Raw genomic sequence first — 22,562 nt, 5'->3', positions numbered from 1 at the left:
TCAATCACCTTGTATCGAGTGGTGTAATGCATGAAGCAGTTGCCGCGCCTGTGCGAAGTCCAGCGCGTCCACGGCCTGACGTATGGCTTCGACGCTGCCGCGCCATTCTCGTGGTATCTGCGCGGTCAGGGCCTGTACCGACTCGAGGGCGTTCAGGTTGCCCTGTTGCAATTGCAAGTCAAGGGCTTGCAGTGCCTGTTCCCATTCGCCGTCGGTTGCTACTGGCGTGTCCGCTGGCTCCTCTGTCGCAGGGGCGCAGGCGAACATCGCCCGCAGGCGTTCACAGCTCTCGGCCAGTTGCTGGCGCAGGCTATCGAGCCAGGTGCTGTCCTCGAAGAAGGGGGCGGCGTCCTGCGCGACCTGGCGTTCCAGTTCGGCGAAGTGGGCCGAGAGGCGTTGTGCGCCCATGGTGCCGGAGCTGCCCTTGAGGGTATGCAGGCTTCTGAGCACGGAGCGCAGGTCGCGTTGCTGCAGGTGTGTCTGCAACTGGTCGAGTTGCTGCTGCAGGTCGGTGGGTAGCACCTCCAGCATCGAGCGCAGCAGTGGCAGGTTACCGCCGAAGCGCTTGAGGATGGCGGCCTGGTCTTCCAGAGGAGCATTCTGCTCCGTAGGCGGTGTCGTCTGCGTGGCCTGCAGACCGCACCACTGGCGGATCACCGCGACCAGCTTGTCGATGTCGATCGGCTTGCCGACATGATCGTTCATGCCGGCCATCAGGCATTGTTCGCGATCGGCATTGGAGGCGTTGGCGGTCATGGCGATGATCGGCCGAGCCTGGTGCGCCGCATGTTGGCGGATGCGCCGCGTGGCCTCCAGGCCATCGATGTCCGGCATCTGAATGTCCATGAGGATGGCATCGAAGGCGGGGTGGCCGTTCAGGGTCAGTTGCACGCCTTCCAGCCCGCCCTCGGCAAGGCTGACTTCGGCACCTTCACCGGCCAGCAATTCGCGGGCGACCTGGCGGTTCAGCGCGTTGTCTTCCACTACCAGCAGGCGTAACCCCTGCAGGCGCTGACCCAGCTTGTATCCAGGGGTCGGCGTCTCACCGTTGCTACCATGGCGCGCCTGGAGGATACCGGCAACCAGTTGGCGCGGTGTGACTGGCTTGGTGAGAAAACCGGCGAAGGGCGCATCGGCCTCGCCATGGCGGTCGGCCAGTACCTCACGGCCATGGGCGGTGATCATGATGACGGTGGGCGGCGGGCGATGCTCCACACTGCTGGCGTGCATGCGCTGCGCCACTTCCAGCCCATCCATCTCGGGCATGCGCCAGTCCAGCAGGACGATGTCGTAGGGAGGCTGCGCCTGTTGCACGCAGCGCAGGGCTTCATCGCCGCTGGTGGTGATGTCGGCATGCCAGCCCAGGTCGAGGATGGTCTGTTGCAGTAGCTGCAGCGCCATCGGGTTGTCGTCGACGATGAGCACGCGCAGGTGCTCCGAATCGCTGCGGGTTTGTACCAGCAGGTCACTGCCGTTGCTGGTGCCCAGGTCGATGTCGAACCAGAAGCGGCTGCCCGCGCCGAGTCGGCTCTCCACCTGCAGCGTGCCACCCATCAATTCCACCAGACGCTTGCAGATCACCAGCCCCAGCCCGGTGCCACCATAGCGGCGGGTGGTGGAGGCTTCGGCCTGGGTGAAACCGTCGAAGATGCGTTGCAACTGGTGCTCGCTGATGCCGATGCCGGTATCGCTGACGGCCACGCGCACTCTGACCTGCTCGGCGCTGCGCTGCAGTTGCTGCAGGCTGACCACCACCTGACCATGTTCGGTGAACTTGAGGGCATTGCCGGCCAGGTTGATCAGCACCTGCTGCAGGCGCAGGCTGTCGCCTCGCAGCACCTCGGGCAGTGCGGTGTCGATGTCGAACATCACCTCGATGTCCTTGCCGCCCTGATTGCCGGCCAGTACTACCGCCAGGTCACGCAGCATGGGTTCCAGCTCGAAGTCGTGCAGGTCCAGTTGCAACTTGCCGGCCTCGATCTTCGAGTAGTCGAGAATGTCGTTGAGCAGGCCGAGCAGGGAATGCGCTGCCCCCTGTGCCTTGAGCACATAGTCGAGCTGGCGTGGATTGAGTTCGGTGGCCTGAACCAGTTGCAGCATGCCCAGCACCGCATTCATCGGTGTACGAATCTCGTGGCTCATGTTGGCCAGGAAGGCGCTCTTGGCCGCGCTGGCCGCGTCGGCCTGTTCCTTGGCATGGCGCAGACCCGCTTCCAGATGCAGTTGAGCGGTGATATCGCGGTTGATTCCGGTGATCAGGACGGGGTTGCCCTGGTCGTCACGCTCGACATGGGCGCCAGGTTGGATATACAGAATCTGGCCGTCGGGCCTGATGGCACGGAACACCTGGTCGAAGGGCGCCCGGCCAGCCAGCCCGTCCTGCAGGTTGGTCTCGGTGGCTGCCAGATCCTCGGGGTGAACACGGTTGCGCCAATGCTGGTAGTCGAGACCTTGTTCGCGCAATTGCAGCGGGTAGCCGTACAGCTCGAACATGCGGTCGTTCCACTGCAGATGGCCGTCGGCCGGTGTCCAGGACCAGATGCCGAGCTCCGCGACCTTGGCTGCCAGTGCCATCTGATCATGTGCCGCGAGCGCATCGCGGCGCAGCCTGATCTCCTGGGACAGATCCAGGGCGATGCCCAGGTAGCCCATCAGGCCGCCATTGGTATCGCGCATGGTGGTGACCAGCAGCTTCACGGTGATGCGCGAGCCATCCTTGCGCACATAGGTCCATTCGCGGTTTTCGACTTCTCCGCGCTCGGGCTTGTGCACGAACACGCGAAAGCCGCTGATGGGTTGGCCATATTCCGCACTGAGTTCTTCGCCACGGGCCTCTAGCTCTTCGGCGAGGTGGAAGATCGCCGGAGTCTGCAGCCCGATCACGTCCTCGGCGGCATAGCCCAGCAGGCGCTCGGCACCGCGGTTGAAGACGCTGATCACGCCATCCAGGTCCGTGGCGATGATCGATATTTCCGATGCCGACTGCAGTACGGTGTTGAGCAGCACGTTGAGCTCGCGCAGCTCCTGGGTACGTTCGCCTACTTGCTCCTCGAGGCTGGCGTTGAGTTCGAGGATGCGCGCCTGTGCCGCTTTCTGTGCCGAGATGTCACGCACGGTCTTGGACAGGCCGATCAGAGCGCCGGTGTGATCGACCAGCGGTGACACCGAGACGGAAACGTCCAGCAGGTGGCCGTCCTTGTGCCGACGCTGGGTGTCGAAATTGTCCACCGGCTGGCGCGCAGCGATACGTTGCAAGGCGCTGCGTTCTTCATCGGCGAGGTGCTCGGGAATGGTCAGGCCCAGCAGTGGCCTGCCGATGGCTTGTGCGGCGCTGTAACCGAAGATGCGCTCGGCGCCATGGTTCCAGCTCACCACCGTGCCATCGAGATTCTGGCCGATGATGCCGTCGCTGGAGTTGTCCACGATGGCTGCCGAGCGGGCCTGCTCGACGAGGATCTGCCGATGGCGCTGGCGGTTGACCAGGATCACACCGGTCAACGCCGCCAGCAGCAGGCTGAGCAGGGTGCCGATCAATGCCGCCAGGTGCGTGGGGAGCAGATTCAGTTGTTTGACGAAGGCGCTGGTGGCGTGCAGTTCGATCTGCCACTGCCGACCATAGACCTGCCGCGATACCGCATGCCTGGCAACGTCTTCCTCAGGCTGTGCAGCGGGGTGCTGATCGAAGAAACTCACCGGCTGATCGGCGTCGGTGATGTCGCTCAATTGCAGGTGCAGGCCTTCGCGATCGAGTTTCAGACCCTGGAGCACTTCCTCCGAGAGCAGGGGCGCGTAGCTCCAGCCGATGCCTTTGCTCATGCGTGTCGCGACGGTATCGGGGGTGACCGCGCCACGGTAGATCGGCAGCAGGATCAGAAAGGACTGCAAGGGATTGCCGGTGGCCTGCACCAGGGTGATGGGGCCGGTAATGCGCACTTCGCCGCTGGCCATGGCGGCCATGGCGGCGCTGCGGCGGTTGTACTCGGAAGCGATATCGAGCCCCACCGCCTGACGATTGCCCTCTATGGGTTCGATGTACTGGATGATGAAGCGTTCACCGTCATGCGCGGCTAGCTGGCGGATCTGGAAGTCGGGCATATCGTCGGCCCGGGCCTGTGCGAGAAAGCGCTCCTGCTGTTGCACCGGCACCCGACGAATGAAGCCGAAACCCCGTGCTCCGGGAAATTCCCGAGCGACATCGCGGGTCTTGCTGTAGTTGATGAAGCCCTGGCGGCTGATGCCATTCTCGCCGCTGGCCAGCACCGCCCCCCGCGCGCCGCGCAACCCATACTGGTAGAGCTCGATACGCTTGGTGACCACGTCCGCCGCACGCTCGGTGGCAGTGCTCAAGGCGTCTTGCAGGCGCTGTTGGTTGCTTTGTTGCAGCAGGCCGGTCACCAGTGCGGTCAGTGCCATGCCCGCAGCGAAGCTGAACAGGACGGCACGCCGCACGGAGAGTGTCCCTGTCTTCATCGCTTGTCCAGGTCGGTTTGCAGACCCAGGGTGTCGCATAGCTGCGCGAAGGGCATGGGCCGACAGTAATGGAAACCCTGCATCAGCTCACAACCCAGGGCCAGCAGTTTCTGCGATTGCTCGTGTTGCTCCACGCCTTCTGCCACCAGTTGCATGCCTAGCGCCTGGCCCATGCGCACGATGGCTTCGATGATCGCGGCATCGCTTGGGTCGGTGAGCATGTCGCGGACGAAGCTCTGATCGATCTTGAGCACGTCGATCGGTAGTTTCTTGAGGTAGGAGAGGCTGGAGTAGCCGGTGCCGAAATCGTCGATGGCGATGCGTACGCCCATCTGCTTGAGTGTCTCCAGCAGGCTGCGCGCCTGATCCACGTCGCGGGCCAGCACGCCTTCGGTGATTTCCAGTTCGAGCAGTTGCGGGGGCAACCCTGATTCCTTGAGCGCCTCGGTGATCATGCCGATGAAGGAGGCTTCGCGGAACTGTACCACCGAGATATTGACGCTCACGCACAGGCGCTTGCCGAGGTCGAGCAGGCGTTTGGCGTCGCGGCAGGCCTTGCGCAGTACCAGTTTGCCTATCGGTACGATCAGGCCGGTTTCTTCGGCCAGGGGAATGAACTCGGCCGGGGAGATCATGCCGTTTTCTTCGTGTCGCCAACGGATCAGTGCTTCCATTCCGCAGCTTTGCCCGTCGCTCACGTCGACGCGCAGTTGGTAGTACACCTCGAACACGCCCGATTCCAGCGCATTGCGCATGTGGCGTTCGAGCAGGTGGCGAGCACGGGCCGTGCTTTCGATGCTGTTGGAGAAGAAACGGTAGCGATTACGGCCTTCCTGCTTGGCCTGGTACATCGCCGAGTCCGCCTGGCGATAGAGGGTTTCGATATCCGTACCGTCATCGGGAAAGACGCTGATGCCGATGCAGGCGGAGAGGTCATAGCGATTGCCGGCCACCTCCATCGGCCTGGTGATGATCTCCAGCAGGCGTTCCACATGGTCACTGATGGTTTCGGAGCGCTGGATATCGGTCACCAGGATCACGAACTCATCGCCGCCCTGGCGGCTGACGGTATCCAGGTCACGAGCTGCCTGATTCAGGCGTTGGCCGACTTCGCGAAGAATCAGGTCGCCGGTGGAATGCCCCTGGGAGTCGTTGATGCCCTTGAAGTTGTCCAGATCCAGCAGCAGCACGGCGAGTTGGCTGCCATTACGTCGCGCCTTCTGCAGCATCTGTCCGGCGCGATCACGCAGCAGCATGCGGTTGGGCAAGCCGGTCAGGGCATCGACATAGGCCAGGCGCTTGGCCTCGGCGCGCAGGTTGAGGTGAGCGCGGATATGGGCGCGTGCCACCGGGATGCTCAGGGGCTTCTGGATGAAGTCGATACCGCCGAAATCCAGCGCCCGAATTTCATTATCCGTCTGCGTATGTGCTGTCACGAACATGATCGCCGCATCGCAGAGCTTAGGGTCGGCCTTGATCAGGCTGCACAGCTCGAAGCCGCCCATGCCGGGCATTTCGATATCCAGCAGCACCACATCCGGGCGGTAAAAGCGGGCCGCCTCCAGCGCCTGGTAGCCGTCATGCACGATATGCACCTGAGCCAGTTCGCCAACCGCTTCTTGCAGGATTCTGGCGTCACTGGGCTGATCGTCGACGATCAGTATGACCGGGGTGGGATCGAATCTGTTTTCAGGCATCTCGAAAGGGCCGAAAGCTTCAATTGAAAGGAGGATAGTTCAGTCTTGATGGGCATGCGCGGCCTTCGGCTGCGACGTTGTGGCAGGGGGGGAGTCCTGGCCCCGCGCACCAACTTGGCGCGCGGGGCAGGGGTATCAGAAGATGTAGTCGGTGGTCAGGAAGCTCGAGTGGCGGCCCTGGATGATGGCGCTGAATAGCGCCTTGTTGGCCTCCTGGTCACGGGTGGCCACCAGGGTGCGGATGGAGAACACGCGCAGCGCGTCATACACCGACAGGGTGCCCTCGGCCGAGTTCTTGCGCCCGTTGAACGGGTAGCTGTCCGGGCCACGCTGACACTGGGCGTTGACGTTGATGCGGCCGACCTGGTTGGCGAAGGCGTCGATCAACTGGCCCACCTGCGCCGGGTCGTTGCCGAACAGGCTGAGCTGCTGGCCGTAGTCGGATTGCAGCACGTAGTCGATCACTTCCTCGATCCCGTCGTAGGGCACCACCGGAATCAGCGGGCCGAACTGCTCCTCGTGGTACAGGCGCATGTCCGCGCTGACCGGGCTTAGCAGTGCCGGGTAGAAGAAGGTTTCGCGCTGGCTGCCGCCGCCTTCGTTGATCACCTTGGCGCCCTTGCTCAGGGCGTCCTGCAGCAGGCCGTTAAGGTAGTCGACCTTGCCCGGTTCGGGCAGCGGTGTCAGGGCCACGCCCGGCTCCCAGGGCATGCCCGGCTTGAGCGCAGCGAGCTTGGCGCTGAAGCGTTCGAGGAAGGGCTGCAGCACGGCGTGGTGGACGAAGAGGATCTTCAGCGCGGTGCAGCGCTGGCCGTTGAACGACAGGGCGCCGGTCACGGCTTCTTCCACGGCGTTGTCCAGATCCACCTGCGGCAGGACGATACCGGGGTTCTTCGCATCCAGGCCGAGCACGGCGCGCAGGCGGTGCGGGCGCGGGTGCAGTTTCTTCAGGTCGCTGGCGCCCTTGTTGGTGCCGATAAAGGCGAACACGTCCACCTTGCCGCTGGCCATCAGGGCGCTGACGGTGTCGCGGCCCTTGCCGTAGATGACGTTGATCACGCCGGGCGGGAAGCTGTCGCGGAAGGCCTCGAGCAACGGGCGGATCAGCAGCACGCCGAACTTGGCCGGTTTGAACACCACGGTGTTACCCATGATCAGCGCCGGGATCAGGGTGGTGAAGGTCTCGTTCAGCGGGTAGTTGTAGGGGCCCATGCACAGCGCCACGCCCAGCGGTGCGCGGCGGATCTGGCCGAGGGTGCCCTGTTCCAGCTCGAAGCGGCTGGAGCGGCGGTCGAGCTTCTTCAGCTCGTCGATGGTGTCGACGATGTAGTCGCAGGTACGGTCGAATTCCTTCTCGGCATCTTTCAGGCTCTTGCCGATTTCCCACATCAGCAGGCGCACCACGGCTTCGCGCTGCTGGCGCATGCGCGCGAGGAAGTCCTCTACGTGGCGAATACGCTCGGCCACTCGCAGGTTCGGCCACAGGCCCTGGCCGTTGTCGTAGGCGCGCACGGCGGCATCCAGCGCGGCCAGGGCGGCATCGGCGTCCATCAGTGGGGCGCTGCCGAGCACCACTTGTTCGGTCTGGCCGTCCTCACGGGTCAGGCACACCGGGCTACGCACGCTGGCCAGGGGGCCTTGCCAGGTGTGCAACTGGCCATCGAGCAGGTAGTCGCGCTGCTCGATCGGCATGTCCAGCCGGTAGGCCTCGGGAATCTCGGCGGCGCTGGGAAAGAGGGTGTGCAAGCGCTTCTCTATGTTCATGCTTCCAGTCCTTTCAGTCATTACGAGAGAGAGGCCTGCATGCTCCGCAGGCCGTTGGTTCAGACCAGCAATTGCAAGGCCTCGGCGCTGGCCTGGGTGATGCGCTGCCAGTCGCCGCCGCGTACCCAGGTGTCGTCGAGCATCCACGAGCCGCCGACGCACATCACGTTGGGTTGTTGCATGTAGTGTTGCAGGTTGCTCGGGTTGAGCCCGCCGGTGGGGCAGAAGCGCACGTTGCCGAAGGGGCCGGCGAAGGCCTTGAGGGCCGCGACGCCGCCGGCCAGTTCGGCGGGGAACAGCTTGAAGCGGCGGTAGCCCAGGTTATAGCCGAGCATGATTTCCGAAGCACTACTGATGCCGGGCAACAGGGGGACAGGCGACTGCAGGCCGGCTTCCAGCAATGCCTGAGTGCAGCCGGGAGTGACGATGAACTCGGCGCCTGCCGCCACTGCCTGCTGCAGCATGTGTTCATCGAGCACCGTGCCAGCGCCGATGCAGAGCTGTGGGCGCTGCTGGCGCAGCAGGGCGATGGCGTTCAGGCCGAGCGCCGAGCGCAGGGTGATCTCCAGGGTGTGCAGACCGCCGGCAGCCAGGGCGTCGGCCAAGGGCAGAATGTCCGCTTCCCGCTCGATCCTGATCACCGGGAGGATGCGCGCCGCCGTGCATATCTGGTCGATACGGGCGATCTGGCGGGTCATCTGCGTTGCCGGGGTGTCGAGGAGCGGGTGGCGTTGCGGGTGGTTCATCTTCAATCCTCGGAGGCCAGGCCTCCTGTGCTGTGGCGCGCTCGTAGCGGCCAGGTTGAGGTAGCGCTATCTTTGATTGCCATGCCGCTACGTAACGGGGCGTGGCGGCATGGCCTGTGGTTCAGGTGCTTTCGCGCAGCATCAGCTCGAAGCCCAGGTCGTGCACCTGCTCGGGCGGTGTTTCGCCAGCGATCAGGCCGAGCAGCATCTCGGCAGCGCGGCGGCCGATCGCTTCACGTGGGGTGCGAATGCTGCTCAGGCGCGGCACGCTGAAGGCTGAGGCCTGCAGGTCGTTGAAGCCCAGCACCGAGAGGCGTTCGGGGATGCGGATGCCCTGGCGCAGAGCTTCGAGCAGGGCACCCTGGGCCAGGTCGTCGTTGCCGAAGAATATGGCGTCCAGATCCGGGTGCTCGGCCAGCAGGCGGGCGAACAACTCGCAGCCCAGGCCGACGGTGGATTGCCGTGGCGTCAGCACCTCCAGGGTCGGGTCATAGAGGCCGGCGCGTTGCAGTACGCGGCGGAAGCCTTCGCCACGCAGCAGTGTGCGTTGATCCAATTGCGCGCCGACGAAGGCCAGGCGGCGACGGCCCCGGCCGATCAGGTGCTCGGCGGCACAGGCACCGGCCTGCACCTGGGAGAAACCGACGCAGTGCAGGCCGGCGCCGGGGTCGATGTCCATCATGTAGACGCAGGGAATGCCACTGGATTCGAGCAGGCGCCGCGCGCTCTCGGTGCGCTCGAAGCCGGTCAGCAGCATGCCGCGCGGCTGATGAGCCAGGTAGTTGCGGATCAGGTCTTCTTCTTCGTCACGCGAGTAGTGCGAATTGCCGATCAGCACTTCCAGGCCGCGTGGGCGCATCACGGCGTGGATGGCCTCCAGGGTCTCGACGAACAACTGGTTGGTCAGCGACGGCACGATCACCGCGATGCTCTGGCTGTGCGAGGAGGCAAGGGCACGGGCGGCCGGGTTGGCCACGTAGCCCAGCTTGCTGGCGGCCTCGCGTACCTTCTGCACCAGCTCTTCGGCGACGCTGGGAATGCCGCGTAGCGCGCGCGATGCGGTGATCGGGCTGACGCCGGCGTGGCGGGCCACCTCGTTGAGGGTCGGGCGCCCCGTGGTACGGGTGCTTCTACCTGTCTTGGACGTGCTCATCAGGGCTTATCGCCTGTCGTGTTTTTTATATTTTGCGGCACTCGAGCCCTGTATCGCGAGCCCTGCGCGTTCATCGGCCCGGGGTGGGCCTGCTTGCCAAGGTGAAATATCGGTTCTAGGATAGCGCTGTCTTTGGGGTGTTACAAATGCTCTGACACCTCATGAAGGCCTAAAAAGCAGCGATATCCTGCATTTTTTTGCCGTGGCGAGAACAAATACAATTTCATGGAGCGCTTTCTCCGTTGTTTTATCTGAGATAGCGCTACTTCTACGAGGTGCTTATGCATCCACCTATCCAGGCCCTGGTGATCATGGGTGTTGCCGGCTGCGGCAAGAGCAGTGTCGGGCAGGCCATCGCCCAGCGCAGCGATGCCCTGTTCATCGAAGGCGATGCCTTTCACCCTGCCGCCAACATCGCCAAGATGAGTGCCGGCATTCCCCTTGACGATCATGACCGCGCCGGCTGGCTGCAGCGCCTCGGCGAGGAGCTGCGCAGCGCCACCCGTGGCGGTCGGCGCGCCGTGCTGACCTGCTCGGCGCTACGTCAGTGCTATCGCCGCCAGTTGCGCCAGGCGGTGCCCGGGCTGGGCTTCGTCTATCTGGAGCTGAGCCGGGAAATGGCCGGGCAGCGGGTCGCCAATCGCCCCGACCACTTCATGCCGGCCAGTCTGATCGACAGTCAGTTCGCCGCCCTCGAACCCCCACACGTCGAGCCACTGACTCTAGTGCTCGACGCCACCTTGCCCGTCGACCAACTCGGCCTCGAGGCCGAGCGCTGGTGGAAGTCGACGGACGCCCTCGCGAGGCCAGCCTGACCACGCCTCGTTCCATTGCATTGCTCTACGACAAGAATAATGAGGTAGACCATGAACTCACTGGCTTCCACGCCCGACGCCACGCTGTTGTTGCTCACGGCTGCAGGTGCCGTTGCCTTGCTGCTGCTGTTGATCATGCGCTTGAAGGTGCATGCCTTTCTCGCCCTGGTGCTGGTCAGCGTCATCACGGCGCTGGTCACGCGCATACCCTACGATCAGGTGGTGCCGACGCTGTTGACCGGCTTCGGCAATACCCTGGCTTCGGTCGCTTTGCTGGTTGGCCTGGGCGCCATGATCGGGCGCCTGCTGGAAATGACCGGCGGTGCCCAGGTGCTGGCCGATACCCTGATCGGTACCTTCGGTGAGCGGCGCGCGCCGCTGGCGCTGGGGGTGGCCTCGCTGCTGTTCGGCTTCCCCATCTTCTTCGATGCCGGGCTGGTGGTGATGCTGCCGATCATCTTCAGCGTGGCCAAGCGCTTTGGTGGCTCGACTCTGCTCTATGCCTTGCCGGCAGCCGGTGCCTTCGCCGCCATGCATGCACTGGTGCCACCGCATCCGGGGCCAGTCGCCGCCGCTGATCTGCTCGGTGCCAACATCGGCTTGCTGGTACTGGTCGGTGGCCTTATCGCCTTGCCCACCTGGTACGTCGGCGCCTATCTGTTCGGGCAATGGGCCGGCAAGCGCTTCGAGGTGAAGCTGCCGAGCACCTTCCTCACCGATGTCGAGCGCGATGCCTCGGTGGCGCCGCCGAGCTTCGCCCTGGTGCTGGCGATCCTCTTGCTGCCGTTGCTGTTGATCTTCCTCGATACCGGGCTCAATACCCTGACGGTGATGGGCTACGTGCAGGCGAGCGACGCCTGGGTGCAGTTGCTGCGCATGCTGGGCAAGACCCCCGTGGCGCTGTTGCTCACCACTTTCCTGGCGCTGGCGATGTTCAGCGGTCGCTACAGCGCCAGGCATCTGGAGAAAGCTTGCGAAGGAGCACTCGGGCCGATCTGTTCGATCGTGCTGGTGACCGGCGCCGGCGGCATGTTCGGCAACGTGCTGCGCACCAGCGGCATTGGTGATGCGTTGTCGTCGCTGCTGGCCGATACCGGCTTGCCGGTGATAGTCGCGGCATTCGTCATCTCCGCCGCACTGCGCGTGGCGCAGGGCTCGGCGACCGTGGCGCTGACCACCGCAGCAGCGCTGATGGCACCCACCGTGGCCGTGACGCCGGGGCTCAGCCAGTTCGACCTGTGTTTCATCGTGGTCGCTATTGCCGGTGGGGCGACGGTGCTCTCGCACGTCAACGACTCGGGGTTCTGGCTGGTCAGCCGCTTCCTGCAGATGGACGAGAAGACCACCCTGAAGACCTGGACGGTGATGGAGACGCTGCTGGGTGGCATCGCCTTCCTGCTGGCTTTCATCGGCAGTTTGCTGCTCTGAGGCAGCCTGCAGGTCTTGGCGTTCAATGCAAACGCCCCGAATCAATCGGGGCGTTTGGTTGCTAAGCCGTCATCCAGTTGGGACTGACCATCTAGCTGGGCCTGTCAAGGCCTCTGTATCGATGTCGATGCTGTCCATCGGCATCGTGCTCTTGGGCGAAGCCGTTGCCGTTTCGAGGGAAACGGCAACGGCTTCCGTTCATCCTTGTTCTTGCGCCTCTTCCAGCGCCTGGCGGTAGGCATCGGCTTCTTCCTGAGAGCGGAAGATACCGACCAGTTCACCATTCTGAAGCACATCCCAGACCTCGATCCCCATGGCGCGGGCCTCGTGGGAAATATGTTCGTTGTCACGCTCATGCACGATCACGTTCATGCCTGTCTCCTCGAAATGCGGATGCGGCGATATGTCGCAGTTCTTTTATACGCCTCGTTAGCAAGCTAATTAAGTCGTTGTGTTTGTAACTAACTGTTGCGTGCATGCAACGAGCGAAACGGCATTATCGTTGTCGTGGTCGGCCTGCGAGCATCTGAAGTGGGTTGCTGCAGGGGGGGCTGGCTCACTCAAGCCACTGCGTTGGCGCAGTAAAAACCCGTCGCGAGGACGGGCTTAACCTGCTGCGCATCGATCAGTTGCAGACCTGGGCGATGGCGGCCGCCAGATACTCCAGGCGGTTGGCGTCCAGGCCGGCGACGTTGGCGCGGCCACTGCCGACCAAATAGATGCTGAACGCTTCGCGCAGACGTAGCACCTGCAGAGGTGAGAGGCCGGTGTAGGAGAACATGCCGCGCTGTTCGGCGATATGCGCGAAACGCTGGCTCAGACCGTGCGGTGCCAGGGCTTCGACCAGGCCGCGCCGCAGGCTGGCGACGCGCAGGCGCATGTCTTCGAGCTCTTCTTGCCACAGGCACTTGAGTTCGTCATCACCGAGAATGCTGGCAACCACGGCGGCGCCATGGGCCGGTGGCGTCGACCACAGATTGCGGGCGATGAAGGCTAGCTGGCTGCGAATGTCGACAAGCTTCTCGGCATCGGCGGCGCAGACGATCAGAGCGCCAGTGCGTTCGCGGTACAGGCCGAAGTTCTTCGAGCAGGAGCTGGTGATCAGCAGTTCCGGCAGCTCGGCGGCGCACAGGCGCACGGCCCAGGCGTCCTGCTCCAGGCCATCGCCGAAACCCTGGTAGGCGAAGTCGATCAAGGGCAGCAGCTCACGCGCCTTGACCACCTCCAGCACGCGCTCGAAGTCCTGCTGGGTCAGATCGAAGCCGGTGGGGTTGTGGCAGCAGGCATGCAGCAGCACCACGTCGCCTTTGGGCAGGTGGGTGAAGGCGCCGATCATGGCCTCCACATCGAGGCGATTGTTCGAGTCGACATAGGGGTAGTGGCCGACCACCAGCCCGGCTTCGGCGAACAGGGTTTCATGAATCGGCCAGGTCGGGTCACTGAGCCAGATACCGCGCCCCGGTAGGCAGTGACGGATGAAGTCGGCGGCCAGGCGCAGGGCGCCAGTGCCGCCCGGCGTCTGCGTGGCGCCGGCACGTCGCTCGGCCAGTAGTGGGGAGTCGGCTCCCAGTACGAGCTGGCTAAGGCGCTCGGCGAAAAGCGCATCGCCATGGCCGCCGATGTAGGTCTTGCTCAGTTCGCTATCGACCAGGCGCTGCTCGGCCAGCTTCACCGCACGTGGGATCGGCGTCAGGCCCTGGGCGTCCTTGTAGACGCCGACACCGAGATCCAGCCGGGCTGGATGGGTGTCGAGGAGATAGGCCTGCATCAGGCTGAGGATGGGGTCGCCTGGCACGCGGGCGACGCTGGCGAAATGGCTCACTTGCGGCCCTCGGTGCTGGCGGCGAGCAGATCGGTACGCGCCGCCATGATGAAGTCGTTACGGTGCAGGCCGCGCATCTCGTGGCTCCACCAGGTCACAGTGACCTTGCCCCATTCGGTGAGCAGGGCAGGGTGGTGGCCGACTTCCTCGGCGATGGCACCGACGGCATTGGTGAAGGCCAGGGCGTGGCGGAAGTTCTTGAACAGGTAGACGCGCTCCAGCTCCATATGGTCGCCGCGTACCTCGACGTTCCAGTCGGGAATTTCGCGGATCAGCTCGGCCAGCTCGGCATCGGTGACTTTCGGCGCGTCGGCTCGGCAGGCTTCGCATTGGGCTTGGGCAAGGCTCATGGCACTACTCCTGAGTAGGGTTCTGGGTGGTATGGATCGCCGCCTGGTGACGGCCACTGGGCAGTCGTCACCGGCGAGACCTTTGGGGGGCATGGCGTGAAGCGTTCGCCCCCTTGCATGGACAGGCGAGGGCGTCAAACGCTCACGCGGCCTTCGGCGGAAATTTCGGCGCGTGCAATCCGAGCTGCATGGCCTGCTGCACCAGCGCCATGATGTCCTGTTGCGCCAGCTCGAACAGGCGCTTGAGTTGTGGCAGGACGAAATACACAGGTTGCAGGATATCGATGCGATAGGGCGTGCGCATCGCCTCCAGCGGGTCGAAGGCCAGGTGCTCGGGTACATCGGACAGGGCGTAGAGGGTTTCCCGTGGGGAGGAGAGGATGCCGCCGCCATAGATGCGCCGACCGGCTGGCGTGTCGAGCAGGCCGAACTCGATGGTCAGCCAGTACAGGCGCGCCAGGTAGACACGCTGTTCTTTCGTGGCCCGCAGGCCGAGCTTGCCGTAGGTGTGGGTGAATTCGGCGAACCAGGGGTTGGTCAGTAGAGGGCAGTGACCGAATATCTCATGGAAGATGTCCGGCTCCTGCAGGTAATCCAGTTCCTCGGGCGTGCGGATGAAGGTGGCGACCGGAAACTGCTTGCTGGCCAGCAGCTCGAAGAAGGTCTGAAAGGGGATCAGCGCTGGTACCCGCGCCACGCGCCAGCCCGTGCTGGTTTCGAGCACGCGGTTGATTTCACCGAGCTGGGGGATGCGTTCCAAGGGCAGGTCGAGTTGCTCGATGCCATCCAGGTATTCCTGGCAGGCACGATTGTTGATCATCTCGAGCTGGCGGGTGATCAGGGTATTCCATACCCGATGCTCGCTTTCGGGGTAGTGGATAAAGCCACTCTCGTCCGGTTCTCGGGCCAGGTATTGCGTGCTCTTCATCGCTGCCTCCTGTGGGGCGCTGTTGTTCTTGTTCGCTCGCAGCTTGGCCCTGGCAGGCGGCTGCAGCCAGGGCCTGCAGGGTGCGCCGGCGGACGGTGCTAGCAGGTTTCTGTAAAAATTTCTTTACGTACTGGCCGATTCCTTGCTTTTTCTCGGTTCCAGCTCCTTGGTTCGTACAGTTTTCTTTACTGTCGATTGCGCGTCTGGGGCTTTTCTAGCGTCGGCTTGTTGCTGATGTTTTTTGATGAAGGCTATTGGTGAGGCGTTCGCCCCATGGTTCTGCGCCCTGGCGTTTTGCTCATGCGAGACAAGGGCAAGGTGCAGTCTCCTTCGTTCTTGTTGTGCCAATAGTTATTGGTGTTCGGCGTTATTAAGGCGAAACGGGGGCGTCATTCCTGACATGGATAATGGCTTTTTACTAAGTTCAAGTTTTGTTGAGGGAGCAGTGACTAGATATTCATTGGAAGTTGATGACTTATTCGCTACGTCGACTCGTGAAAGAATCGTAGCCAATACTGTTGCTCTTTTACTGTCTGCACTATTGCTTCTTGTTGAGCAAGTAACAGTCAGGCTGCGTAGGCGTGGTGAATAGAGTGTCCTGAGGTCACTGGCTTGGGGGAGGCGATCAGGCTGTACAGATATCCTGACAATGCGCGTGGCAATTTAACGAACAAATTCAGGTGTTCTGTAAGTTTATTTTTACGTCATGAAAACTTTACGCGCTCCGTTGGGTGGAAAGTAACTTGTACAGTGCCGAAAAGGCACGTTGTTATTGTTATTTGTTTGTGTAACAAAATATTTCAGTGGTGCGAGAAAGTCTGCCGAGGAAAAAAGGCGCCTTCTCCTCCGTGCATCCGATCATGGCTGACGATGCCGTCTTTTGGTCTGCCTTGCCTGAGTGATGAAGCTGTCTCCAGGGTCAGCTTCTGCTCTGGGCGAGCGTCTTGAAAATGGCGTCATTGACTTGTCGGTCACAATCTAGCTGCGCTATAAAAATTTGGAATTCTGCTGGGGGGGAGCGGAATTCCAAACCTTTCACGAAGCTTTCATTCCTGTTTATGACGTTTTCTTGACGTTTTGCTCGAGCTCATCGATGAGAATGAATGTCTTTACATTTCGTATTTATGGAGGCTGGGGCATGGAAACTAAGATACTGACTGCGGCAGGTTTCAATGTGTACACGGAGGTGTACTGGCGTGGTGAGCATGCCAAGACCCTGTTGCTGATCAATGGCGCGCTATCCACCACCGGGTCATTCGGGCAAACGGTCAAATACCTGCAACCACACTTCAACTTGGTACTGTTCGATCTTCCTTTCGCTGGAAAGTCGCGCGAGCACAACAAGTTGGCCAGTGTGGTGAGCAAGGAAGACGAAGTTCGGATCATTCTCGATCTGATCGAGCGCTTTCAGATCAATTATCTGTTGTCGGTATCCTGGGGCGGAGTGTCGGCGATGTTGGCGCTGGCTGAGTCACCATCGAGTGTCGAGCGGGCGATCATCAGTTCCTTTTCTCCGGTGATCAACGAGCCGATGCGTGATTATCTCGACAATGGCCAGGCTTATCTGGCTGCGCGTGACAAGCGCAAGATCGGCAGTCTGCTCAACGACACGGTGGGCAAGTATTTGCCCAGGCTGTTCAAGCTTTATAACTTCAAGCATCTGATCAGTCTGGCCGAGCACGAATACCAGCAGATCGAATTCCATATCGCTCAGGTTCGTGAACTGAGTGCCAAGAATTACGTGGAGCGCTTTGCCCAGATAAAAATCCCGGTATTGTTCGTCAACGGTGAGCGGGATGAGTACACGACCGCTGAGGACGCACGGCAGTTCGCCCAGTACGTGGCCAACAGTCATTTCGCGGTGGTGCCGGGGGCCGGGCATTTCCTCGACCTGGAGAGCAAGTCGGCCTGGTTGACGTCTCGCAAGACGGTGCTGGCCTTCCTGGAGGCCGAAGTCAGGGCGCCTGTGCATAGGGAGCTGTCACCTTCGCTGGTGTGATCGCTGGAGGGATCGGCAGGCAATGGGTCTGGGATTGGAAGCTGCAATGCGCTTGGATTGGCGTCGCTTTGTCGTGCTGGGGTTGATAGGAGCGCTGACGCTGGGTTGTTCTGCCGAGTCGGTGCCCGAGAAGCCGAGCGTGCGGGTGTTGGCGCAGCGGGTCGTGCAGGTGCCGGGGCGGGCGCACAGTCTGATGAGCGGCGATGTGCAGGCGCGCTTCGTCAGCGATCTCGCGTTTCCCAGCACGGGGAAGGTGGTGCAGCTCGCGGTCGATGTCGGCGACAGGGTGGTGGCCGGGCAGGTGCTTGGGCGGCTCGATCCGGTCGAGTTGCGTGCGACCCTGGAACTCAGCGAGGCCGACGTTCAGGCCTTGCAGGCACGGGTCGAGCTCGCCCGCGCCGATCATGCGCGCCAGGCACGCCTGCTGCCCAAGGGCTACACCAATCGCAACGAGTACGAGCGTGCGCAGGCTGCCCTGCAAGGCGCCGAGGCCGAATTGCGGACGGCCACGGCGCGGCGCCAGGTGGCCAGGGATGCCTTGGCCGACGCTGACCTGCTGGCGCTGGCCGATGGCGTGGTGGTCGCGCGTCCGGTGGCTGCCGGCGAGGTGGTGCAGGCCGGGCAGGTGGTGCTGTCACTGGCCCATGACGCGGCGCCCGAAGCGGTTTTCGACTGGTACGAGAAGCTGCCGGCAGGCCTGCAGGTCGGTGCTCCCATTCATCTGTACAGCTTGAACGAACCGGCACGCGAAATCATCGGGCAGGTGCGCGAAATCGCCCCACGGGTTTCCGCCCGTTCGGGCACCTTGCGCATCCGTGTCAGTCTGTCGGACGAGGCCGCGCGCTGGCCCTTGGGAACCGTGGTGGTGGCGCGCCTGAGCGAACCCTTGGGGCCGGTGGCCGTGTTGCCCTGGGCGGCCCTGAGTCGCGATCAGGGCCAGCCAGCGGTCTGGCGTATCGATGCGCAGCAGCGTGTCAGCCTGGCGCCGGTCGAGGTCGCCCGTTACGAAAGCGGTCGGGTGCTGGTGGCCGCCGGTGTGCAGGACGGCGATCTGGTCGTGGCCCAGGGCGGGCAGTTGCTTTATCCGGGGCAGCGAGTCGAGGTGGCCGGCGTGCTTGCAGCCAGCGCTGACGAGGTGCAGCCATGAGGTGGGCGCCGTGCTGGCTGACGTTGCTGGGGCTGCTGCTGGGCTGCCGCGAACAGACGGCGGCGCTGTCGGTTGAACGCCCGGTATCGTTCGCCGAAATCACCGATCAGCAGCACCAGTCCGAGGCGCGTTTCACGGGTACCGTGCAGCCGCGTGAGCAACTGGCAGCAGCCTTTCGCCAGAGCGGTCGCCTGCTCAGCCGGCAGGTGGAGGTCGGCCAGCGAGTGCGCCGTGGGCAATTGCTGGCGAGCCTGGAAAACACCGATCAGCACAGCGAGGTGCGCAGTCGCCAGGGCGAGTATCAGCGTGCCGAGGTGGCGTGGCGCAATGCCCAGGACGAGCTGGCGCGTTACCAGGGCCTGTATCGGCAGGGCGTTGGCAGCCTGGCCCGCCTCGAACAGTTGCACAGTGAGCTGCAGGTGCGCGCCGCGACCTTGCGCCAGGCGCGCATCGCCTGGCGTCGTGCCGAAGAGCATGTGCAGCAGACGCAGCTACTGGCGGATATCGATGGCGTGGTCACGGCCTGGCATGCCGAGGTTGGCCAGGTACTGGCCAGTGGTACGCCGGTGCTCGGCCTGGCGCGGCTGGACAGCCTGGAGGTCTGGGTCGATTTGCCCGCGCAGTGGTTGAGCGCGCTCGTGGCAACACCGCCGCGTATTCGTGTGACCGCGCTGAACGGCGCGGGCGAGGGCAGTTGGGCGCAGGTGCGGCAGATCGATCCGGTGCTGGATGCTGGCACCCGTGTGCAACGGGTTCGGCTGGCGCTGGAGCGGCTGCCGGCTGAGGTTCACCTGGGGTCGCTGGTCAGTGTGCAGCTCGTTGCGCCGCAGACCGCACTTGCGCCGGAGTTGCCAGCTTCGGCGCTGTGGATGGAGGCCGAGCAGCACTTCGTCTGGCGCATCGACGGGCAGAGTTCGCAGGTGCATGCCGTTGCGGTGGAAGTGCTGGGTGAGACCGGCACGAACGTGCGTGTGCGTGGCTCCCTGCAGCCGGGCGATCGTGTGGTCAGGGCCGGGGTCACGCGGCTGCGCGAGGGGCAGCAGGTCAGGCTCGAGGAGCGCAGTGGTTCATGAAGGAAGGCTTCAATCTGTCCGGCTGGGCGCTACGCCACCGGACGCTGGTCTGGTACGCCATGCTGGTCACCTTGCTGATGGGAACCTTTGCCTATCTGCAACTGGGCCGCGAGGAAGATCCTGCGTTTGCCATCAAGACCATGGTGATCCAGGCGCGCTGGCCCGGTGCGACTCTGGATGAAACCCTGCAGCAGGTCACCGATCGCCTGGAGAAGAAGCTCGAGGAGATCGACGCGCTGGATTACGTGCGCAGCTACACCCTGGCCGGCGAGGCCACGCTGTTCGTCTTTCTCAAGAGCGAGACACCGGCACGGGCGATCCCCGATGCCTGGTACGCGGTGCGCAAGAAGATGCAGGACGTTCGTGGCGAATTGCCCGGCGGCGTGCAGGGGCCAGCGTTCAACGACGAGTTCGGCGATGTCTTCGGCAACATCTATGCCTTGACCGGCGAGGGCTTCTCCCCGCGCCAGTTGCGCGACTACGCCGAGCGCCTGCGCCTGGGCCTCAAGGGGGTGCCTGGATTGGGCAAGGTGGAACTGCTTGGCAGCCAGCCCGAGGTCATCTATCTGGACTTTTCCATCCGTCGCCTGGCGGCGCTGGGCATCGATCTGCGTCAGGTGATCCAGAGCCTGCAGGCGCAGAATGCGGTCACTCCGGCGGGCCTCATCGACGGCGCGCAGGAGCGCATCGCCGTGCAGGCCAGCGGCGCTTTCGCCAGCGAGGCGGATCTCGAGGCCGTCAGCCTGCGTTTCGGTGATCGCCTGCTGCGTCTGAGCGATCTGGCGCACATCGAGCGCGGCTATGCGCAGCCACCGACTTCGCTGTTTCGCTACAACGGCGAGGCGGCCATCGGCCTGGCCGTGGCCATGCAGGCCGGGGGCAACATCCAGGATTTTGGCGCGGCCCTGCAGCAGCGTATCGACCAGCTCGCCGCCGACCTGCCGCTGGGCCTGGATGTGCATCAGGTCTCCAGCCAGGCGCAGGTGGTGGACAAGGCCATCGGCACCTTCACCAAGGCCCTGTTCGAGGCGGTGCTGATCGTGCTGCTGGTCAGCTTCATCAGCCTCGGTCTGCGCGCCGGCCTGGTAGTGGCCTGTTCCATTCCGCTGGTGCTGGCGATGGTCTTTCTGTTCATGGCCTACAGTGGCATCACCCTGCAGCGCATCTCCCTGGGGGCCTTGATCATCGCTCTGGGACTGCTGGTGGACGATGCCATGATCACCGTGGAGATGATGATCAAGCGCATCGAGCTGGGCGACTCCCTGCCCAAGGCAGCGACCCATGCCTACACCTCGACGGCCTTTCCCATGCTCACCGGCACCCTGGTCACGGTCGCCGGTTTCGTGCCCATCGGTCTCAACTCCAGCTCGGCCGGGGAGTACGTGTTCACCATGTTCGCGGTGATCGCCGTGGCACTGCTGCTGTCCTGGCTGGTGGCAGTGGTTTTCGCACCCTTGCTGGGGGTATACCTGTTGCGCCGGCCGGCACAGGCCGAGGTGCATGGCCAGCGTGGCTGGGAGCGGCTGTTCTCTGGCTGGTTGGCATTGGCGTTGCGTCATCGTAATTGGACGGTGGGGCTGACCCTGCTGGCCTTCGCCCTCTCCCTGGCGGCGACGCCGTTGTTGCAGCGACAGTTCTTTCCCGACTCGGATCGCCCGGAGATCCTGGTGGACTTCCACCTGCCGCAGCAGGCTTCGCTCGAGGCCACACAGGCGCTGATGGATCGCTTCGAGCAGACCCTGCGCGATGACCCGGACGTGCTGCGCTGGAGCTCCTATGTCGGCAAGGGGGCGGTGCGTTTCTACCTGCCGCTGGATCAGCAATTGAGCAACCCCTTCTATGGTCAGGTGGTGGTCGTCAGCCAGGGCGGCGCGGCACGTGACCGCCTGCTCGCGCGGTTGCGCCAGCGCCTGCGCCAGGACTTCGTCGGCATCGGCTTCAACGTGCAGCCGCTGAACATGGGGCCGCCGGTGGGCTGGCCGATCCAGTACCGCATCAGCGGCGCGGATATCCAGCAGGTGCGGGCTCAGGCCATGAGGCTGGCGGCGATCATCGATGCCCATCCGCACATCGGCCAGGTGGTGTACGACTGGAATGAGCCAGCCAAGGTGCTGCGCATCGACATCGAGCAGGACAAGGCCAGGCAGTTCGGCCTGTCCACGCAGGACACCGCGCAAATCCTGCACAGCGTGGTGTCCGGTACGAGCATCACGCAGATCCGCGACGGCATTCATCTGGTCGATGTGGTGGCGCGGGCGCAGGCCGATGAACGGCAGTCCCCGGAGCTGATCGGTAGCTTGCAGATACCCTCTGCTCGTACGGGTGAATCGATTCCGCTGCTGGCATTCGCTAGTATCGGTTACGCGCAGGAGCAGCCTCTGGTATGGCGGCGCGACCGCCTGCCGACCATCACCCTGAAAGCGAACATCATCGGCGACCTGCAGCCCGATGCGCTGGTAGAAGGGCTGGGCTCGGCGGTCGATGACTTCGCCGCGCAGTTGCCGGCAGGCTACAGGGTGGCGGTGGGCGGCGCGGTCGAGGCCAGTGCGCGTTCGCAACAGCCTATCCTGCGGGTGGTGCCGTGGATGCTGTTTCTGATGGTGACCTTGTTGATGATTCAATTGCAGAGTGTGAAACAGGTGTTGCTGGTGCTGAGCGTGGCGCCCCTGGGGCTGATCGGTGTGGTGGGCGCCTTGCTGATGACCGGCTCGCCGCTGGGCTTCGTGGCCATCCTCGGGGTACTGGCGTTGATCGGTATCATCGTGCGCAACTCGGTGATCCTGGTCAGCCAGGTGGAGCTGTTCCGTCGGCAGGGGCTCGCCTTGCAGGCGGCCGTGGTGCGTGCCACCGAGCATCGTTGTCGGCCGATTCTGTTGACGGCGGCAGCGTCCGGCCTGGCGATGATTCCCATTGCCCGCGAGGCGTTCTGGGGGCCGATGGCCTACGCCATGATCGGCGGCATCGCCGTGGCCACGGTGTTGACCCTGATCTTCCTGCCTGCCCTTTATCTGGTCTGCCATGCGCATGACGAGGGGCAGAGCCGCGCGGTCGATCAGGTGCCCGCTGATGCATGAGCGCGCGATGATGGTCATGGGTTTGCGCCTGCGGGCGTGGCACTCTCTCACACAAGGACAAAAGACCATTGAGAGTTGTTGATTTGCGAGTGACTT

At 63.4% G+C, this 22,562-nt stretch carries 15 protein-coding genes; 6 read left to right on the top strand and 9 right to left on the bottom strand.

The genetic code is table 11. The annotated features are described in order from the left end of the window. The 5 genes from PVE35_RS17545 to PVE35_RS17525 all read right to left on the bottom strand — a co-directional run bounded on the left by PVE35_RS17545 (position 1) and on the right by PVE35_RS17525 (position 9,830). Complete coding sequence (locus PVE35_RS17545; RefSeq protein ID WP_277372524.1) at positions 1 to 4,449, bottom strand: CHASE domain-containing protein; 4,449 nt, start codon at positions 4,447 to 4,449, stop codon at positions 1 to 3. Between the two features lie 17 nt (positions 4,450 to 4,466). Then, positions 4,467 to 6,167, bottom strand: coding sequence for an EAL domain-containing response regulator (locus PVE35_RS17540; RefSeq protein WP_268178387.1), 1,701 nt, complete (start codon positions 6,165 to 6,167; stop codon positions 4,467 to 4,469). Positions 6,168 to 6,302: 135 nt separating this feature from the next. Further along, the gene (locus PVE35_RS17535; protein ID WP_277372523.1) at positions 6,303 to 7,931 is read right to left on the bottom strand and encodes an NADP-dependent glyceraldehyde-3-phosphate dehydrogenase; all 1,629 of its coding nucleotides are present in this window, start codon (positions 7,929 to 7,931) and stop codon (positions 6,303 to 6,305) included. A 59-nt stretch (positions 7,932 to 7,990) separates the two neighbouring features. Next, positions 7,991 to 8,629 carry a bifunctional 4-hydroxy-2-oxoglutarate aldolase/2-dehydro-3-deoxy-phosphogluconate aldolase gene (locus PVE35_RS17530; protein ID WP_277374904.1) on the bottom strand — a complete coding sequence of 213 codons (639 nt, stop codon included), beginning with the start codon at positions 8,627 to 8,629 and terminating at the stop codon, positions 7,991 to 7,993. Positions 8,630 to 8,798: 169 nt separating this feature from the next. After that, complete coding sequence (locus PVE35_RS17525; RefSeq protein ID WP_268178385.1) at positions 8,799 to 9,830, bottom strand: LacI family DNA-binding transcriptional regulator; 1,032 nt, start codon at positions 9,828 to 9,830, stop codon at positions 8,799 to 8,801. Positions 9,831 to 10,111: 281 nt separating this feature from the next. Here PVE35_RS17525 and PVE35_RS17520 point away from each other — a divergent pair, with 281 nt between their 5' ends. After that, positions 10,112 to 10,645, top strand: a complete 534-nt coding sequence (locus PVE35_RS17520) for a gluconokinase (protein WP_268178384.1) — start codon at positions 10,112 to 10,114, stop codon at positions 10,643 to 10,645. Between the two features lie 51 nt (positions 10,646 to 10,696). Further along, complete coding sequence (locus tag PVE35_RS17515; protein ID WP_277372522.1) at positions 10,697 to 12,073, top strand: GntP family permease; 1,377 nt, start codon at positions 10,697 to 10,699, stop codon at positions 12,071 to 12,073. Positions 12,074 to 12,271: 198 nt separating this feature from the next. Here the strand turns inward: PVE35_RS17515 and PVE35_RS17510 are convergent, their stop codons facing one another. From PVE35_RS17510 to phhA, 4 genes are all read right to left on the bottom strand, one after another. Further along, a complete protein-coding gene (locus PVE35_RS17510) occupies positions 12,272 to 12,445 on the bottom strand; it encodes a hypothetical protein (RefSeq protein ID WP_268178382.1) in 174 nt (57 codons plus the stop codon). Positions 12,446 to 12,698: 253 nt separating this feature from the next. Further along, positions 12,699 to 13,895: an amino acid aminotransferase gene (locus PVE35_RS17505; RefSeq protein WP_277372521.1), complete on the bottom strand. Its 1,197-nt coding sequence runs from the start codon at positions 13,893 to 13,895 to the stop codon at positions 12,699 to 12,701. Beyond that, positions 13,892 to 14,245: a 4a-hydroxytetrahydrobiopterin dehydratase gene (locus tag PVE35_RS17500; RefSeq protein WP_277372520.1), complete on the bottom strand. Its 354-nt coding sequence runs from the start codon at positions 14,243 to 14,245 to the stop codon at positions 13,892 to 13,894. The genes PVE35_RS17505 and PVE35_RS17500 overlap by 4 nt, the downstream gene beginning before the upstream one ends. Before the next feature lie 142 nt (positions 14,246 to 14,387). Next, a complete protein-coding gene (gene phhA, locus PVE35_RS17495; protein WP_277372519.1) occupies positions 14,388 to 15,173 on the bottom strand; it encodes a phenylalanine 4-monooxygenase in 786 nt (261 codons plus the stop codon). A 1,093-nt stretch (positions 15,174 to 16,266) separates the two neighbouring features. Between phhA and PVE35_RS17490 the strand changes: the two genes are divergently transcribed. Genes PVE35_RS17490 through PVE35_RS17475 form a run of 4 tightly spaced genes read left to right on the top strand, consistent with a single transcriptional unit; the run spans position 16,267 to position 22,466 of the window. Continuing rightward, complete coding sequence (locus tag PVE35_RS17490; RefSeq protein ID WP_346772057.1) at positions 16,267 to 17,172, top strand: alpha/beta hydrolase; 906 nt, start codon at positions 16,267 to 16,269, stop codon at positions 17,170 to 17,172. Positions 17,173 to 17,218: 46 nt separating this feature from the next. Further along, positions 17,219 to 18,319: an efflux RND transporter periplasmic adaptor subunit gene (locus PVE35_RS17485; RefSeq protein ID WP_277372517.1), complete on the top strand. Its 1,101-nt coding sequence runs from the start codon at positions 17,219 to 17,221 to the stop codon at positions 18,317 to 18,319. Further along, entirely contained in the window at positions 18,316 to 19,392 is a 1,077-nt protein-coding gene (locus PVE35_RS17480) for an efflux RND transporter periplasmic adaptor subunit (RefSeq protein ID WP_277372516.1), read from the top strand. Before PVE35_RS17485 ends, PVE35_RS17480 begins: the two co-directional genes overlap by 4 nt. After that, positions 19,389 to 22,466 (top strand): efflux RND transporter permease subunit, encoded by a 3,078-nt coding sequence (locus PVE35_RS17475; RefSeq protein WP_277372515.1) that lies wholly within the window; start codon positions 19,389 to 19,391, stop codon positions 22,464 to 22,466. The genes PVE35_RS17480 and PVE35_RS17475 overlap by 4 nt, the downstream gene beginning before the upstream one ends. Positions 22,467 to 22,562: the final 96 nt, after the last annotated feature.

The organism is Pseudomonas sp. AA-38, assembly GCF_029457475.1.
Taxonomy (GTDB): domain Bacteria; phylum Pseudomonadota; class Gammaproteobacteria; order Pseudomonadales; family Pseudomonadaceae; genus Aquipseudomonas.
Note: the sequence above shows the minus strand (reverse complement) of the source record. Positions and strands in the feature narration are given on the sequence as shown.